The organism is Arthrobacter sp. YC-RL1 (assembly GCF_001454985.1).
Classification (GTDB): Bacteria; Actinomycetota; Actinomycetes; order Actinomycetales; family Micrococcaceae; genus Glutamicibacter; species Glutamicibacter soli.
The window spans coordinates 3790007-3804344 of record NZ_CP013297.1 but is presented as its reverse complement, the minus strand read 5'-3'; the positions used below and the strand labels follow the sequence as shown (position 1 = coordinate 3804344).

The following is a 14338-nucleotide window of genomic DNA, read 5'->3' as shown; positions in this document are numbered from 1 at the left end:
AGGAAGAACCCATATGGCCAATCAGGGACTGGCATTGAAAGTTGACGGGCTGAGCAGCCCACCGGCCAACACCCCGGTCGTTCCGGGGAGGATCCTCTATAAGGATTCGTTCACCGGTGACACAGCCAGTGTCATCGGCCGCCAAACCGACGCCTCGGTGGCTGCCCAGCGCGCCACCTGGGTAGGCACCGAGAACGGATTCGCAACAGCCTCCGGCAAACTGGTGAAGGGGTCCCTTGCGGCCACGTCATCGGCGTTGCTCGCGACGACCGCCGCGGCCGTGGCTGTGACGATCAAGCTGAACAAACGGCCAACTACCTCCGGGTTCTATCTGGATGTTCTGCGTGGCACGGTGACCGGTGCACCGCCAAGCTACCGTCTGGAAATCACCGATGCAACGTGCCGACTGATGAAACGCTTCGCCGGCGCGCATACCTACCTTTCCGGGTCGGTGAGCATCAAGCCCGGCGACGTGATCAGTGTGCGCTGCATCGAGGGCGAAGTGACCTTGGTGGTCAACGGGCTGGTCCTTGCTTCCGTGATGGACTCTGATGTGACGTCGGGGAACTACGCGGGAATCGCGAGCACTGGGACGGTCGCCGGGTTCGAGATCGATTGGTTGCAAGTCGAAACGTTCTAGGAGACCGTATGGATCAGATCCCTTGGGCGGCGATAGGTGCGCCTGCTGATTGGAGGTGGGCGTGATGCCTACGCATGTTTTCAAACCGACACGTAACCCGCCGCGCTGGTGGGACAGATTGTTGGTTCACCCGTTGGATATGACTGTGGCCGTGGTCGCTGTCCTGTTCGGTGTGCTGGTGGTTTTGTCGTTGTTTGTGCCGGAGTTCATTCCGTCGAAGAGCATGGACAAGATGCCGTGGCCGATTGTGATCCTTGTTTCGGGGTTCCTCGGCACAGGGGGAATGATGTCGCTGATTGGGTTGAACTGGTGGGGTGACAACGTGTCTACCGGGTGGGCTGTTGAGCAGTTCGGCTGGTGGTTCACCGCCGGCGGATTCGCCACCTACGCTCTGTCTGTGTCGTGGCATTACCCTGGCTCGTTGTTCTCGTGGGGTGTTCCCCTTGCCCTCGGCATCGGCTCACTGATCCGTGCGATCTCCATCATCATGATCGAACGGTCCGTGCGTGCCACCCTGAAGGAAGTTGAGGAACACAACCATGGGTGAAGCCTCAATCGTTGCAATCATCATTGCTGTGCTGGGGATAGCAGGCGGCGGCGGCTATTGGGGTTATAAGCAATTCAAACGTGAAGCACCCGTGAAGAAACGGGATGCTGATATTGCGGTGGCTGAGAAGTCGCAGCAGATGGCGCTGGCTGTAGCGGAAGAATCACGCAAGGACGTTGAGCGGTTGCGTGAAGATGTTACCTATGAGCGTGAGGAACGGCAGAAGCTCGCAGGCAGGGTGGACTCATTAGAGACGCAGGTTCGGGAGGCTAACCGCACCATCCAGGCGCTTCGTGAAGGGCTTCGGATCTTTCATGCTGCATGGGATGACCTGACGCATCGTTGGGCGCATTACCGGCAGTCTGAGCATCCGCCAGCGCGCCCGAACATCACCATCGACTGACCGCCGTAAGCGGTCATAACTTTTGCCCCGTCACAGTCCTTGTGGCGGGGCTTCGTCATACCCACCGAAAGGGCTGGCCCATGCGCGAGCAGCTGGTCAAACACAAGGACAAGATTTACGACGGCACCAACGGGTGCACGTCGATCACGGTCCACGAAACCGCGAACACGTCCAAGGGCGCCGACGCCCAGGCACACGCGGACCTGCAAACGTCGGGCAACGTCCGGCAAGCGTCCTGGCATATCACCGTGGACGACACCGAAGCGATCCGCTCTTACCCGGACACGGCCCAGTGCTGGCACGGCGGCACCCGCGAAGCTGCGGAGTCATCCATCGCGGTGGAGATCTGCGTCAACTCGGACGGCGACTACGACCAGGCATTCGAGAACGCAGCCAAGGTCGTCCGGGATCTGCGCCGCCAGCACGGCATCGGCCGCTCGAAGGTGTACGACCACGCGCACTGGACTGGGAAGGACTGCCCGTCGAAGATGCGCGCTGCGGGCCGCTGGAATGAATTCCTCGACCTCACCGACCCCAACCAGAAGGAGAACCCGGAGGGAATGATCAGCCCATTCGAAGGCCGGCTTACCGGCCATCATAACGACCGCGGCGGCTACCCCGGGCATAAGGGCTTGGACATTGCCCCGCCGAAGCCGGGTCAGGTCGGCATGCCCGTCTACGCGGCGTTCGCCGGTACGTGGCAGGAGATCGTCCGCAACGCCAAGCCTGGAAACAAGTCCTCAACCTGGGCACAGCGCCGCACTGGCAACGGTGGCTTGATCTCCAACCCGGACGGCGAGGGTAACGGCTACAACCACATGCGCCCGCTGGATCACTTCAAGGTGGGGGACAAGGTTGTCGCGGGGCAGCTGCTCGGCTACAACGACCGCTCTGGCACCCAGACCGGCCCGCACCTGCACTTCGAACTGTGGGCGGACTGGCGCAATTCCAATTCTGATTACGCGCCGGAGCTCGCGTTCGAGAAGTTCAAGATCAAGATCGGCTCAGCTCCGGAGCGTACGAGCACCGCCCCGGTGAAGCCCTCCGGCGGCGGCTCCAAGCCTGCGGCCAAGCCGAGCGTGCCGGCAGATGTGAAGAAGAAGCTCAAGGCCATGGGCTACAAGAACCCTGACGCCGGCGACGTAGAGAAGTACCAAGCATGGCACGGACTCGTCCCAGACGGCGACTGGGGGTCCAAGACCGAGGCGAAGTACCAGGAAGTCGTCCGCGCCCAGAACGCCACCAAGAAAATGCTCGGCGTCCCTGACAACTGGGCCTCCGACGGCTACTGGGGTGCCACCTCGAAGAAGTGGGCCGGCTACACCTCCGGCCGCAACGGGTGGAACAACCCGCACGGCTACCTCACCAAGAAGTACATCAACAACCTCAAGAAAGTGAAGGCCTGGTAATCATGGCAAAGCACATTGCAACCGGCGTCCCGACTCAGGTGGCGCATCCATGGCAAGCGACCGCCCGCACAGCTGTGGCTTACCTTCTCGCAGCGATTGCGTTCCTTGCGGCTGCCCTGCCGATCCTGCAAGAGGTAATGGGCGACTACCTGCCTGAATCGTGGGCGGCGTGGCTCACCGCTGCGGTAGCGTTCCTCGTTGCCCTTGCCACTCTGATCACCCGGCTCATGGCGCTGGCCAACGCGCAGGGCTTCCTTGCGAAGATCGGTCTCGGCACCGGCGTCGAAAAAGAACCGTTGCCGATTGACGTTGTGATCGACTCGGACGGCACCAGCGAATAAACAGAACCGCCCCACCCTCATTACGAGGGTGGGGCGGTTCTCGTGGTTAAGGGAGACTATTTGCGGTCTCGCTTGAAAGATGCGACTCGATACGAGTTTCCAGCTGCTTCAAGCAAGTTTTTCCTCGCTTGTTCAGTAGCGTCCACTCTCTCGTCGACCATGTCGAGTTTATCGATGACGGTTTGCGATGAGAACGGGTCGACTTGAGGGAGACCTCGTGGAAGATGGCGCGCGACGAGATTAACGTCGAACATGGCCTTGCAGATTTCGAGGATGGCGTCTTCTAGGTCCTGTGCCTTGGCCAGAATGACCAAGCCAGATTTCCGGCCGAGTGAATTGCAGTTTCCGTTGAGGGCGCTCATTATTTCGCGGACTCGATAGTTGGTGCTGTAGGCGCGCATGCGGTAGTCGATAGCTTCTTGACTTGGGTTTTCGTACAAGGTCCGGTGCTGGGGATCTCGTAGTGCTGAGACCGCATCACCGTATTCCATGACGGCAACGGCGAGACCTTCAAGTTGCCCAACCAGTAGCCGTCGTTCAGAAAGTATGGTGCCAAGACGCTGCAAGCCAGCACCAATGAATACCGCGGCGATCGCGATCAACGCTGGGATGACGATGGCCAGTGAATCCATGAGTAAATCGACACCCGAAAATGAGCTGATCAAACTCGGGTCTGCGCAGTGACAAGGCGGCGCTGTGCCATCTAATTGTGATGGGATCATAGCGAGTTACCGGCTGGAGGCTCTTCCGAACCATATCGACCAGACCACTCGCGTTCGGATTTCATGATCTGCATTTTCGTGCGGAAGTTAAGGTGCATGATGAGACCAACGATTCCAAAGAGGACACCAAAGGGAAGGGCGCCGAGCAAGAACGCGGCTTGGACATACATTTGTGTAGTGATGTTCATGAGCATGGATAGCAAAAGGATGAGCAATCCGCCGCCGAGCAGCCAGCCAGCAATTTTGAGTAGGGTCATTCCTGGTGACTTGATGTCGTCCATGGATCCTCCGGTGAGACTGTGGCACAGCGGCCGCAAGTGAGATGAATGGTTCTTACACTACCGGCGACCGGCGGAATGCTAGTAAATGATGCGGCATAAACGCCGTTGGGGTTTACGACAAAGGACATTCGTCGCTTGGACGCCGATGCCGTTGATGAAGCCGAAGAGGGCCAGCGCGAAAACGATGAAGCGGGTAGAGGCGGTATCCGGGCTGGCCGCCTGTCCGGACACCGAGCGGGGCGCCGCGGGCGCCGGAGCCTGCAGCAGCGGGACCGCCGAGACCACCTTGATGGCAAGAACGCCCAGCAACGCGGCGACCACGGCGCCAATCAGCGACGCGCCGTGCCAGCCGATGACCGCAGCGAGCATAGGGAAACCCACGCTGCCGATCAGCTGGGACACCTGGACGCCGGACTGCTTGATGCCAGTCCAGGCGATGCGTTGGTCCTTCGGCACCCGCTGGGCGAGAATGCGGTTGGTGACCCCGTTGGGAAATGACTGGGCGAAGCCCGAGATGCCGGAAGCAACCAGCAGGAAGGCGTACCCCGCCGGCAGCGCGGCAAAGCCCATGGCCAGCGCGGCCATGCCGAAGACCAGCAGGAGCAGCCGGATATCGGGTTGCCGATCGGCGAACTGGCCGAACGCCACGTTGCCGATGGCTGCGCAGCCGAAGCACACGGTGGCGAGCAACCCGAACTGGGTCTCGCTGATGCCCAGATCCCTGATGACCAGGTCGCTGGTGGCACTGAGTCCGTAGTTCAGCAGCGGGGCGATGCCAACCGCTGCAAGAAGGATGGATAGCAGCCCCATTCCCGGGCGAGCTGTGCTCTGCGACATTCTCATCCTTCACTTCAGCCGGTAGTCATCACCGACACCAAGTTTGGCACAGGTCACGTGGCACGGTGCGCTCCGTGACATATCGGCCGCGAAGCTCGAATCCATGATCCTGCGGGCATAGGATTTGAAAGGTGAATACTTTTACCGTCCGTTCAGCGAAGACCACCGATGTCCCTGCAATCCGGAACCTCGTGCGACCACTGGCCGAGGAGCGCATTCTGCTGGACAAGGAAGCGGTGACCTACTACGAGTCCATCCAGGAATTCGTGGTCGCTGAAGACGCAGACGGGAACGTAGTCGGTTGCGGCGGTCTTCACGTGATCTGGGAAGACATTGCAGAGATCAGGACCTTGGCCACCTCCGCAGATCTGCGTGGCAAGGGCGTGGGGCACGTACTGCTTAAGGAGCTGCTCCAGAGGGCACGCCAGGTAGGGGTGCACCGTGTCTTCTGCCTGACCTTCGAGGTGAAGTTCTTCGAGCGCCAGGGCTTCAGCGTCATGGCCGACCAGAGTGCCGTGGACCCGTCGGTGTACCAGGAAATTCTGTTGTCCCGCGACGAGGGTGTGGCCGAATTTCTGGACTTGGCTAGGGTCAAGCCGAATACGCTGGGCAACACCCGGATGATTATTTCCCTCTAGCTCAATCCTCCATGGTGTCGAACCGGGAACGGAAGACCAGAAACAGCGCATAGGACAGCAGGCCCGCGCCGACGAGTACCAGCGCAAAGGGGCCGAACTGCTGCTCGCCCAGAGCCTTCAACGCCCCGTCGATACCCGTCGATTCCTCGGGATCGCCCTGCACTGTGGAAACGATGAACAGCAGACCCGCCGCTGCCAGCACCAGGCCCTTGGCCGGATAGCCAACGACGCCCGAGACCGTAATCGCCTTGCGCAAGGCGCGATGGCCGGTGGTCTGCAGGTCCTTCAGGAATCCGCGGGTTATTCCGCGGTATACGAAATAGCCGCCGACCCCGATCAGCACCACTCCCAAGGCGATCAAGGCTCCGCGGCCTGCGGTGGAGCGCATCAGCATGGCGCTGAAGGAGCTGGTGGTCTGCCCCGAATCGCTCTGGTTGCCGAGAGCGAATTGCAAAAATGCCCCGCTGAGCCCGAGGAAAACTATTCCGGTGCCCGCGGATTTAAGCCTTCTGAACGCTTTGGATTGGGGCAGCGCTGCCTGTGCGAGGGACCAGAGGCCCAGCAGGGCAGCTCCGATCGCGCAGACCCACAGGAGCACGATCCCCCAGGGTTGCCCGGCCAGCGTCTGCAGCGCCCCGCTCTGGTCGGCTTCGGCGCTGCCACCCCGGGCCAGCACCAAGGCAAGAAAACCGAGCGTCGCGTGCAGCACCGCATTGGCCACGTAGCCGAGCCGCGCCGCGCGTTGGAACCATGGGTTCCGGGCCGTCTGGCGTGCCTTGCCGGCAGCAGAAGAAATGTCCATGACCCTAGCTTAGGGGCGCATCCGTATTCTGGCACAGGCTTTCGGCCATCGCTCAGGAGGGGAGCCTGACGCCTTCCGGGTCGGCAACCGCCAAGCCGTCCTTGAGCAATCCCGCCAGCGCCCGCTCGCGCTGCTCCAGCGGGGATTCGAGCTTGCCCAAAGCGACATACATCGCGTGGGTTTGCGCAGAAAGATCCGCCAGGAACGTCGTCTCCGGCACCGGATCTTCGTGCTCGCGCAGGATTGCCATGATGGCCCCGCGCACCTGGCGGTCCGTGCCGTGCCAGGCCTGCCCCTTGGGGGTGTAGTGCGGTTCCGGCCTTCCTGCAGTGATCCAGGCGCAGTCATCGAAGACCGGGCACAGCTCGCACTTGGGGCTGCGTGCGGTACAGACCAGCGCGCCGAGCTCCATGACGGATATGTTCCAGAGGTTCGCCTCCCGGCGGTCGTCCGGCTGCACCTCGCGGGCCCGGGCGAACTCGCTGGCGCGGGGGTTGGGTTCGGGCAATGCCATGCCGCCGAACACCCTGGCCTGGACGCGGCGGATGTTCGTATCAACCACCACGGTAGGCTCGCCGAAGGCGAAGCAGGCGATGGCAGCTGCGGTGTAGTCTCCCACTCCGGGCAGCGCCCGCAGTTCGGCTTCGGTCTGCGGCACCTGGCCGTTGTATTCGGTGGTGATCTCAACCGCCGCGGCATGCAGCCGCTGGGCGCGGCGCGGATACCCGAGCCTGCCCCAGGCTTTCAATGCCTCGGACAGCGGTTCGGCCGCCAGATCTTCCGGAGTTGGCCAGCGTTCCATCCACTCTTCCCAGACCGGAAGCACCCGCACCACCGGAGTCTGCTGCAACATGAATTCACTGACCATGACTTCCCACCCGGTGACCCCGGGGCGGCGCCATGGCAGGTCGCGTTGGTTGTTCAGGTACCAGTGATTGATCTTCTCGTGAATTTGCTGCACCCATCCACTCTAAGTCAGCTGATTCACGGTGCAGAACCGCTGGATATCACACGGTGCGGGCGTGCAATGAACTAGCCTTAAGCCATGAGCAACACATCCGGGGGCAAGCCATCGGCCCGCGTCTATCGGCGCCGGCGCATCACCGTGGCTGTTTTGGCTCTCGTGCTTGTCGGACTCATCGTCTGGGGCGTCACCGCGGTCGTCGGAATGTTCGGCGCAGACGACGAACCCAAGGGGGCGAACCCGACCCCTGTCGAAGCTTCGCCCAATGCCTCCGAGCCCTCCGGGGAAACGGAATCCAACGCCTGCAAGGCCGGGGAAATCACCATTACGGCATCCACCGACAAGCAGTCCTACGCCTCGGAAGAGGACCCGGTGCTCACCCTGGGAATCGAAAACACGTCCAAGCGCGACTGCGAGCTGAATGTCGGCACCAGCCAGCAGGAATTCCTGATTTCCAGCGGCTCGGACAGGATCTTTTCCACGGTCGACTGCCTGAGCAACGGCGAAGACGTCGTGCTGGCTTTTGCCGCCGGGCAGAAGGAAAGCGCGAAGTTCACCTGGAACCGCAACCGCTCCGCCCCGGGCTGCAAGGCGGTCAACGCCAAACCGCTGCCGGGAACCTACAAGTTCACCGCGGCGATCGGCGAGATGACCAGCGACCCGACGACATTCGTGCTCAAGTAGCCGACCGCCCGGCGCGCGCCTAGATGTAGCGGTCAAGCAGCGAGGACTCGGCCATGCGCGCAAGTCCCTCGCGGATCGAGCGGGCACGCTGCTCGCCCACGCCCTCGATCTCCATCAGCTGGCTGGTCGACGCGGCCATGAGCAGCTGCAGGTTGTCGAAGGACGCAACCAGGCGCTCGCCGATGGCCTTGGGCACCGTGCGGATCTGCGACAGCAGGCGGTACCCCTTGGGGGTGAGCGTATCTTCCTGGTCTGCTGTCGAATTCGGGAACAGGATCTTGGTCAGCGCCTCGGGCTCGATCAGCTGGGCATCGGAAATCTCGTGCAGCTTCTCCAGCGCCGCCTCGATGTCCAGTTCCTGCCCCTCGGCGTGGGAGTAGTCGCGCAGCAGCAGCTGGTTGTCCACCTGGATGCCGGCCAGCAGCTCGGTGTGCTGGGAGGCCAGCAGGCGGCCGTCCGCGCCGAGCTCGAGCACTGAACGGGAAATTTCTTCGCTGGTGCGGCGCAGCATCTCAGTGCGTTGCAGCACCGCCAGCACCTCGCGCACCGTGGCGGTGTCCTCGATCTCCGCGGCGGACAACGCGCTGGTCACCTGGTCGAGCCGGTGGCGGTAGCGTTCGAGGGTGGCAATCGCCTGGTTGCCGCGCGCCAGCAGGCGTTCGGCCGGCTCGAGCACATGGCGCTCGCCGGCGGCGTAGAGGGTAATGGTCTGCATCGACTGCGACACCGAAATCACCGGGAAACCGGTCTGCACCGCGACGCGTTCAGCGGTGCGGTGGCGGGTGCCCGATTCCTGGGTCTCGATGGCCGCATCCGGCATCAGCTGCACCCCGGCCTGCAGGATCTGTCGGGCCGAAGCGTCGAGGATGATCGCGCCGTCCATCTTGGCCAGCTCGCGCAGTCGGGTGGGGGTGTAGTCCGTGTTGATCCGGAAACCGCCCGAGCAGATGGATTCGACCTCCTTGTCGTGCCCCAGCACGATCAGCGCGCCGGTGCGCCCGCGCTGGATGCGTTCCAGTCCTTGGGCCAGCTCGGTGCCCGGGGCGATCCGGGCCAGGGTGGAGAGTAGTTCGGGGGCGGGATGCGATTTCAACGTGCGTCCTTTCAACGGGCAGCAGCTCCCATTTTATCGTGTGGGCTTCTGCCTCTGGTTGAACGCGATATCCAGTGCCTGGGCAATGTTCTCCACCTGGAAAACGCGGATGCCGTCCGGGATGTTCTTCAGCGGCTCGGGTGTCGCCGGGGCCATGGCGAAGGAGAAGCCCAGACGCTGGGCCTCGGTGATGCGCCGCGCGATTTCCGGAACCTGGCGGACCTCGCCGGCCAGCCCCACCTCGCCGAAGGCGACGAAGTCCTGCGGCAGCGGGAACTCATTCAGCGAGGAGGCCAGTGCCAGCGCGCAGGACAGATCCGCGGCCGGCTCGCTGATCTTCACCCCGCCGACCGTGGCGATGTATGAATCCATGGAGGACAGGTCCATGTGGGCGCGGGCCTGCAGCACCGCGACCACCATCTGGGCGCGCGCCGCATCCAGCCCGCTGGTGGCACGCCGCGGGGCTGGCCCGCTGCCGCGCGAGAGCAGGGTCTGCACCTCGGCGACCAGCGGCCGCCGGCCTTCCAGCGTGACCGTGATGCAGGTCCCCGGAACCGGGTTCCGGGTGCGGGTGACGAAGAGCTTGGAGGGGTCGGTCAGCGATTCGATGCCGTCCTCGTTCAGGTCGAAGCAGCCGACCTCGTCCGTTGCCCCGTAGCGGTTCTTCAATGCGCGAAGTATGCGCAGGCGGGAATGCTTCTCTCCGTCGAACTGGCACACCACGTCAACCAGGTGTTCCAGCAGGCGCGGACCCGCCACCGAGCCTTCCTTGGTCACGTGCCCGACCATGATGGTGGTCATGCCGCGGGTCTTGGCCGAGTTGATGATGGAGGCCGCCACCTCGCGCACCTGGGAGACGCCGCCGGCTGCGCCGTCGACCTCTGCGGAGGAGAAGGTCTGCACCGAGTCGAGGATGAGCAGCTGCGGGTTGATCTCCTGGATCTGGCCCAGCGCCAGCGAGAGGTCGGTTTCGGCCGCCAGATAGAGGTTGTCCGCGACGGCATTGATGCGCTCGGCGCGGGACTTCACCTGCGCTGCGGATTCCTCGCCGGTCAGGTAGAGCACCTTCAGCCCGGTGTGGGCCGCCTTGGCTGCGACGTCCAGCAGCAGCGTGGACTTCCCGACCCCGGGCTCCCCGGCCAGCAGGATGGCCGCGGCTGGCACCAGGCCGCCGCCCAGCACGCGGTCAAGTTCCGAGACCCCGCTGGGGCGGAAGGCGGCTTCGGAGCCGTCGATCTGGGCAATGGGCTTGGCCGGATGCGCGACCTTTGCCGCGGGGGCGGTGCGCGCGGAGACCACACCGACCTCTTCCACGGTGCCCCAGGCCTGGCATTCGCCGCAGCGTCCCACCCATTTAACCGTGGTCCAGCCGCATTCGGAGCACTTGTAGCTCGCGGTGGATTTGCTGCGCGTGGAAGTTTTGGCCATGGGTTAATGCTAGCGACCGGCTAGGACAACTTGGGCAGCACCTCGATGGCGGCCTCGTGGTCGCGTCCGGCGGCTTCCAGCAGATCCACCAGCATCGGGCGCAGCAGCAGCACCAGTCCTTCGCCCTGCAGGCCCTCGACACCCAGCGCCCGCGGGTCGAGCTGCGCGGCGGCGGCCTCCAGCTGGCTGCGGGCGCCCTTCTCGAACTTGCGCTGACCGGCCAGATTCGGCTCGCGCACCGAGTGGGCCAGCGCATTGATACCTTCGGAGATCTCGCGCAGCAGCGGCGCCAGGCTGGCGGATCCTTCCGGGGTCAGCGCGCTGTTGCTCAGCACCGAGGAAAGCCTGCGGGCGAAAACGCGGGCGTTGCGGGCGGCCCAGTCGTAGTGGTTGAAGCGTTCGGAGAGCCGGGTGAGCTCCTCGCGGTGCCGCCGCCCGGCCGGGGAGAGCATCGCGATTTCCTGGGCCGCCCTGAACGCTCCGGGCAGCTGGTCCAGGTGCTTTTGGGTGGCGCGGGCCTTGATCAGCGCGTGGAACGCCGCCCGGCGGTCGTCATCCCGGATCGCCCAGGAGCATTCGAGCATCGCCTCGGAGAGCTCCTTGAACAGTTCCGAGAGCGCTGCCACCGGGGTGCGGCGCGGGTCCGAGGGCCACAGGATGATGATCAGCAACGCCAGCACCGAACCGGTCAACGCGTCCAGGGACCTGGAGAACGGCCCGTCCACGCTGATCGGCAGCAGCACCACCAGCGCCGACTGCATACCCAGCTGGGTGGAGAAGATCGGGCCCGAGTCCAGATATCGGGCCACCACCAGGCTCAGCGACATCACCACCGCCGCCTGCCAGATGCCCTGCCCGAGCAGGTGCATCAGCGTATCGCCCAGGGCCACGCCCAGGGTGCACCCGAGCGCCACCTCGGCGGTGCGGCGGATGGTGGTCGCCCCGCCGAAGCCCAGCGAGATCAGTGCGCTGGTCGCCGCGAAGATCGGCTGGGTATGCCCCAGCATCGTGTCGGCCACCCAATAGGCGCCGACCGCGCCGAGGGTCATGCGGATGATCCGCGGCAGGGAGTTCCCGGCGCGGGCCAGCCCGGCGGCGTTGCGCCGCGCCAGGAAGTTCACGAGGTCTCGGCGATTGCTGCCGGAGGTGCGAGCGGTGGCCATGAGCCTAGTCTTTCATGAGCCGCGCAGGCTCCCGGGGCAGAGACACAGCAGATGCGGTGATCAGGATCACTGCAAGTTAAAGGCGTTGTTAACCTTTCGTTCACCTTCGCTGGGGGATCTGGTTACTTTGGCTCCTTAGCCTCGTAAGTGAAGCGGGACAAATGACCGCTGAAGGTTCAGATTCTTATCTACCGACTCTTATGGGGAGTAACTCTCGTGAAGCTCAATCGTCTTGGCAGTGCAGCTGCTGTTCTTTCCGTCGCAGCTCTCGCGCTGACCGCTTGCGGTTCGGACAACCCGACCGGCGCCGGCGCGTCGGCATCGGGCGAAGCCCCGGCCGCCAACGCCGAAGTCACCGGCACCCTGACCGGCATCGGCGCGTCGAGCCAGAAGTCGGCCATGGAAGCCTGGATCACCGGCTTCAAGGCCGAAAACCCGCAGGCCAACGTCCAGTACTCGCCGGACGGCTCGGGCGCCGGCCGCAAGGCCTTCCTGGCCGGCGGCGCGCAGTTCGCCGGTTCGGACGCCTACCTGAAGCCTGAAGAGGCAGAAGAGGCCAAGCAGGTCTGCGGCCCGGACGGCGCATTCAACGTCCCGGCCTACGTTTCCCCGATCGCCGTGGCCTTCAACCTGGATGGCGTGAAGGAGCTGAACCTCGACGCGGCCACCATCGCCAAGATCTTCAAGAAGGAGATCACCACCTGGAACGATGAGGCCATCGCCAAGCAGAACCCGGACGCCACCCTGCCGGACACCGCGATCACCGTGGTGCACCGCAATGACGAGTCCGGCACCACCGAGAACTTCGTGGAGTACCTGAAGGCCGCCGCAGGCGACGTGTGGACCTACGACGTCTCCGGCGACTGGCCATCGGACATCCAGTCGGAGAACGCCAAGGGCACTTCCGGCGTGGTCTCCACGGCCGGCTCGACCGACGGCGCCATCACCTACGCCGACTTCTCCGCGGTGGGCGACCTGTCCACCGTGAACGTCAAGGTCGGCGACGAGTACACCAAGATTTCCTCCGAGGCCGCAGCCAAGGCCCTGGAGACCGCGACCCCGGTCGAGGGAGCCGCCAAGAACGACCTGGCCCTGGACCTGGAGCGCGACACCACCGAGGCCGGCACCTACCCGATCGTGCTGCTCTCGTACCACATCTTCTGCACCACCTACAAGGACCAGGCGACCGTTGACCTGGTGAAGGCCTTCGGCAACTACGTCGTCTCGGCCGACGGCCAGAAGACCGCTTCGGAATCGGCCGGCAACGCCCCGCTGTCGGCGAGCATGGAAGAGAAGGCAGCGGCTGCCATCGATTCCATCACCGTCGCCAAGTAGCACCCCGCCGGGAAACCGGCATCCGGTGTGGGCGGGCAACCGCCCACACCAAACCCCCTCCACCCCCGCAGCGCAAGCTGCAACACCCCTCCAATATCCGTAAAGGCTTAAGCCAATGACTACCAATGCTTTGACGAGCAAGTCATCGACTTCCGGCCGCGCCGGGGACAAGATCTTCTCAGGCGCCGCGCTCGGCGCCGGTGTACTGATCCTGATCACCCTGTTCGCGGTGGCGGTCTTCCTGCTCATCCAGGCCCTGCCGACGTTCTTGGCCGATCCGGCCGATATTTCCGGCGGCGCCGGCTTCTTCTCCTACATCGCTCCGATCATCGTCGGAACCGTCGTCGCAGCGGCCATCGCCCTGCTGATCGCCACCCCGGTCGGACTGGGCGTGGCGCTGTTCATCTCGCACCTGGCCCCGCGCCGCATCGCCGGCCCGCTGGGCTACGTGATCGATTTGCTGGCCGCCATCCCGTCGGTCATCTACGGCGCCTGGGGCTACATGGTGCTGGCCCCGGCGCTGGTTCCCGGCTACGACTGGCTGGCCACCAACCTGGGCTTCATCCCGATCTTCGAAGGCCCCGCCAGCCAGACCGGCAAGACCATGCTCACCGCCGGCATCGTGCTGGCAGTGATGGTGCTGCCAATCATCACCTCGCTGTCGCGCGAAATCTTCCTGCAGACCCCGAAGCTGCATGAGGAAGCCGCCCTGGCCCTGGGCGCCACCCGCTGGGAAATGATCACCACCGCGGTGCTGCCCTTCGCCCGCCCCGGCATCATCTCAGCCACCATGCTCGGCCTGGGCCGCGCACTGGGCGAGACCATGGCAGTGGCGCTGGTGCTCTCCACCGGCAACCTCATCCCGTCGCTGATCAAGTCCGGCAACCAGACCATTGCCGCCGAGATCGCGCTGAACTTCCCCGAGGCCTTCGGGCTGCGTCTGGCCGAGCTCATCGCCGCCGGCCTGGTCCTGTTCCTGATCACCCTGGTCGTGAACATGATCGCCCGGGCAATCATCGCCCGCCACAAGGAATTCTCCGGAGCCAACTGA

The 14338-nt window shown here is 63.9% G+C and carries 17 protein-coding genes; 9 read left to right on the top strand and 8 right to left on the bottom strand.

Translation table 11 applies throughout. From position 1 onward, the window contains the following. The first annotated feature begins 13 nt into the window (after window positions 1-13). The 5 genes from ATC04_RS17555 to ATC04_RS17535 all read left to right on the top strand — a co-directional run bounded on the left by ATC04_RS17555 (window position 14) and on the right by ATC04_RS17535 (window position 3340). Window positions 14-640, top strand: a complete 627-nt coding sequence (locus tag ATC04_RS17555; protein ID WP_047117654.1) for a hypothetical protein — start codon at window positions 14-16, stop codon at window positions 638-640. 64 nt (window positions 641-704) lie between these two features. Beyond that, window positions 705-1187 carry a hypothetical protein gene (locus tag ATC04_RS17550; RefSeq protein WP_152666712.1) on the top strand — a complete coding sequence of 161 codons (483 nt, stop codon included), beginning with the start codon at window positions 705-707 and terminating at the stop codon, window positions 1185-1187. Beyond that, window positions 1180-1590, top strand: a complete 411-nt coding sequence (locus ATC04_RS17545) for a hypothetical protein (RefSeq protein ID WP_047117656.1) — start codon at window positions 1180-1182, stop codon at window positions 1588-1590. The genes ATC04_RS17550 and ATC04_RS17545 overlap by 8 nt, the downstream gene beginning before the upstream one ends. An 80-nt stretch (window positions 1591-1670) precedes the next feature. Further along, the gene (locus tag ATC04_RS17540; protein WP_052772148.1) at window positions 1671-2999 is read left to right on the top strand and encodes an N-acetylmuramoyl-L-alanine amidase; all 1329 of its coding nucleotides are present in this window, start codon (window positions 1671-1673) and stop codon (window positions 2997-2999) included. 2 nt (window positions 3000-3001) lie between these two features. Next, a complete protein-coding gene (locus ATC04_RS17535) occupies window positions 3002-3340 on the top strand; it encodes a hypothetical protein (protein WP_047117657.1) in 339 nt (112 codons plus the stop codon). A 56-nt stretch (window positions 3341-3396) separates the two neighbouring features. Here the strand turns inward: ATC04_RS17535 and ATC04_RS17530 are convergent, their stop codons facing one another. From ATC04_RS17530 to ATC04_RS17520, 3 genes are all read right to left on the bottom strand, one after another. After that, window positions 3397-3972: a hypothetical protein gene (locus ATC04_RS17530; RefSeq protein WP_047117658.1), complete on the bottom strand. Its 576-nt coding sequence runs from the start codon at window positions 3970-3972 to the stop codon at window positions 3397-3399. An 86-nt stretch (window positions 3973-4058) separates the two neighbouring features. Beyond that, complete coding sequence (locus tag ATC04_RS17525) at window positions 4059-4343, bottom strand: hypothetical protein (protein ID WP_047117659.1); 285 nt, start codon at window positions 4341-4343, stop codon at window positions 4059-4061. Window positions 4344-4421: 78 nt separating this feature from the next. Further along, window positions 4422-5180, bottom strand: a complete 759-nt coding sequence (locus ATC04_RS17520; RefSeq protein ID WP_231736037.1) for an MFS transporter — start codon at window positions 5178-5180, stop codon at window positions 4422-4424. Between the two features lie 131 nt (window positions 5181-5311). On the opposite strand from ATC04_RS17520, the gene ATC04_RS17515 reads away from it, so the two are divergent. Continuing rightward, window positions 5312-5818: an amino-acid N-acetyltransferase gene (locus tag ATC04_RS17515; protein WP_047117660.1), complete on the top strand. Its 507-nt coding sequence runs from the start codon at window positions 5312-5314 to the stop codon at window positions 5816-5818. A gap of 1 nt (window position 5819) precedes the next feature. Here ATC04_RS17515 and ATC04_RS17510 read toward each other — a convergent pair whose 3' ends face one another. Then, window positions 5820-6620, bottom strand: a complete 801-nt coding sequence (locus ATC04_RS17510) for a DUF1206 domain-containing protein (RefSeq protein ID WP_047117661.1) — start codon at window positions 6618-6620, stop codon at window positions 5820-5822. A 52-nt stretch (window positions 6621-6672) separates the two neighbouring features. Then, window positions 6673-7581, bottom strand: a complete 909-nt coding sequence (locus tag ATC04_RS17505; protein WP_047117662.1) for an A/G-specific adenine glycosylase — start codon at window positions 7579-7581, stop codon at window positions 6673-6675. 84 nt (window positions 7582-7665) lie between these two features. Here ATC04_RS17505 and ATC04_RS17500 point away from each other — a divergent pair, with 84 nt between their 5' ends. Then, the gene (locus ATC04_RS17500) at window positions 7666-8268 is read left to right on the top strand and encodes a hypothetical protein (protein WP_047117663.1); all 603 of its coding nucleotides are present in this window, start codon (window positions 7666-7668) and stop codon (window positions 8266-8268) included. A 19-nt stretch (window positions 8269-8287) separates the two neighbouring features. Here ATC04_RS17500 and disA read toward each other — a convergent pair whose 3' ends face one another. The 3 genes from disA to ATC04_RS17485 are packed head-to-tail and all read right to left on the bottom strand — an operon-like array spanning window position 8288 to window position 11952. After that, complete coding sequence (disA, locus tag ATC04_RS17495; protein WP_047117664.1) at window positions 8288-9361, bottom strand: DNA integrity scanning diadenylate cyclase DisA; 1074 nt, start codon at window positions 9359-9361, stop codon at window positions 8288-8290. A 33-nt stretch (window positions 9362-9394) separates the two neighbouring features. Continuing rightward, complete coding sequence (gene radA / locus ATC04_RS17490; RefSeq protein ID WP_047117665.1) at window positions 9395-10789, bottom strand: DNA repair protein RadA; 1395 nt, start codon at window positions 10787-10789, stop codon at window positions 9395-9397. Window positions 10790-10809: 20 nt separating this feature from the next. Beyond that, the gene (locus ATC04_RS17485; protein ID WP_047117666.1) at window positions 10810-11952 is read right to left on the bottom strand and encodes an FUSC family protein; all 1143 of its coding nucleotides are present in this window, start codon (window positions 11950-11952) and stop codon (window positions 10810-10812) included. 216 nt (window positions 11953-12168) lie between these two features. On the opposite strand from ATC04_RS17485, the gene pstS reads away from it, so the two are divergent. After that, window positions 12169-13287 (top strand): phosphate ABC transporter substrate-binding protein PstS, encoded by a 1119-nt coding sequence (gene pstS / locus ATC04_RS17480; protein ID WP_047117667.1) that lies wholly within the window; start codon window positions 12169-12171, stop codon window positions 13285-13287. Window positions 13288-13402: 115 nt separating this feature from the next. Further along, window positions 13403-14338, top strand: coding sequence for a phosphate ABC transporter permease subunit PstC (gene pstC / locus ATC04_RS17475; protein ID WP_047117668.1), 936 nt, complete (start codon window positions 13403-13405; stop codon window positions 14336-14338).

What these genes read in the sequence shown, in the direction of transcription:
- ATC04_RS17555 (WP_047117654.1), top strand. Translation starts at nt 14, where the DNA reads ATGGCCAATCAGGGACTGGCATTGAAAGTTGACGGGCTGAGCAGCCCA.
- ATC04_RS17550 (WP_152666712.1), top strand. Translation starts at nt 705, where the DNA reads ATGCCTACGCATGTTTTCAAACCGACACGTAACCCGCCGCGCTGGTGG.
- ATC04_RS17545 (WP_047117656.1), top strand. Translation starts at nt 1,180, where the DNA reads ATGGGTGAAGCCTCAATCGTTGCAATCATCATTGCTGTGCTGGGGATA.
- ATC04_RS17540 (WP_052772148.1), top strand. Translation starts at nt 1,671, where the DNA reads ATGCGCGAGCAGCTGGTCAAACACAAGGACAAGATTTACGACGGCACC.
- ATC04_RS17535 (WP_047117657.1), top strand. Translation starts at nt 3,002, where the DNA reads ATGGCAAAGCACATTGCAACCGGCGTCCCGACTCAGGTGGCGCATCCA.
- ATC04_RS17530 (WP_047117658.1), bottom strand. Translation starts at nt 3,972, where the DNA reads ATGGATTCACTGGCCATCGTCATCCCAGCGTTGATCGCGATCGCCGCG.
- ATC04_RS17525 (WP_047117659.1), bottom strand. Translation starts at nt 4,343, where the DNA reads ATGGACGACATCAAGTCACCAGGAATGACCCTACTCAAAATTGCTGGC.
- ATC04_RS17520 (WP_231736037.1), bottom strand. Translation starts at nt 5,180, where the DNA reads ATGTCGCAGAGCACAGCTCGCCCGGGAATGGGGCTGCTATCCATCCTT.
- ATC04_RS17510 (WP_047117661.1), bottom strand. Translation starts at nt 6,620, where the DNA reads ATGGACATTTCTTCTGCTGCCGGCAAGGCACGCCAGACGGCCCGGAAC.
- ATC04_RS17500 (WP_047117663.1), top strand. Translation starts at nt 7,666, where the DNA reads ATGAGCAACACATCCGGGGGCAAGCCATCGGCCCGCGTCTATCGGCGC.
- radA (WP_047117665.1), bottom strand. Translation starts at nt 10,789, where the DNA reads ATGGCCAAAACTTCCACGCGCAGCAAATCCACCGCGAGCTACAAGTGC.
- ATC04_RS17485 (WP_047117666.1), bottom strand. Translation starts at nt 11,952, where the DNA reads ATGGCCACCGCTCGCACCTCCGGCAGCAATCGCCGAGACCTCGTGAAC.
- pstC (WP_047117668.1), top strand. Translation starts at nt 13,403, where the DNA reads ATGACTACCAATGCTTTGACGAGCAAGTCATCGACTTCCGGCCGCGCC.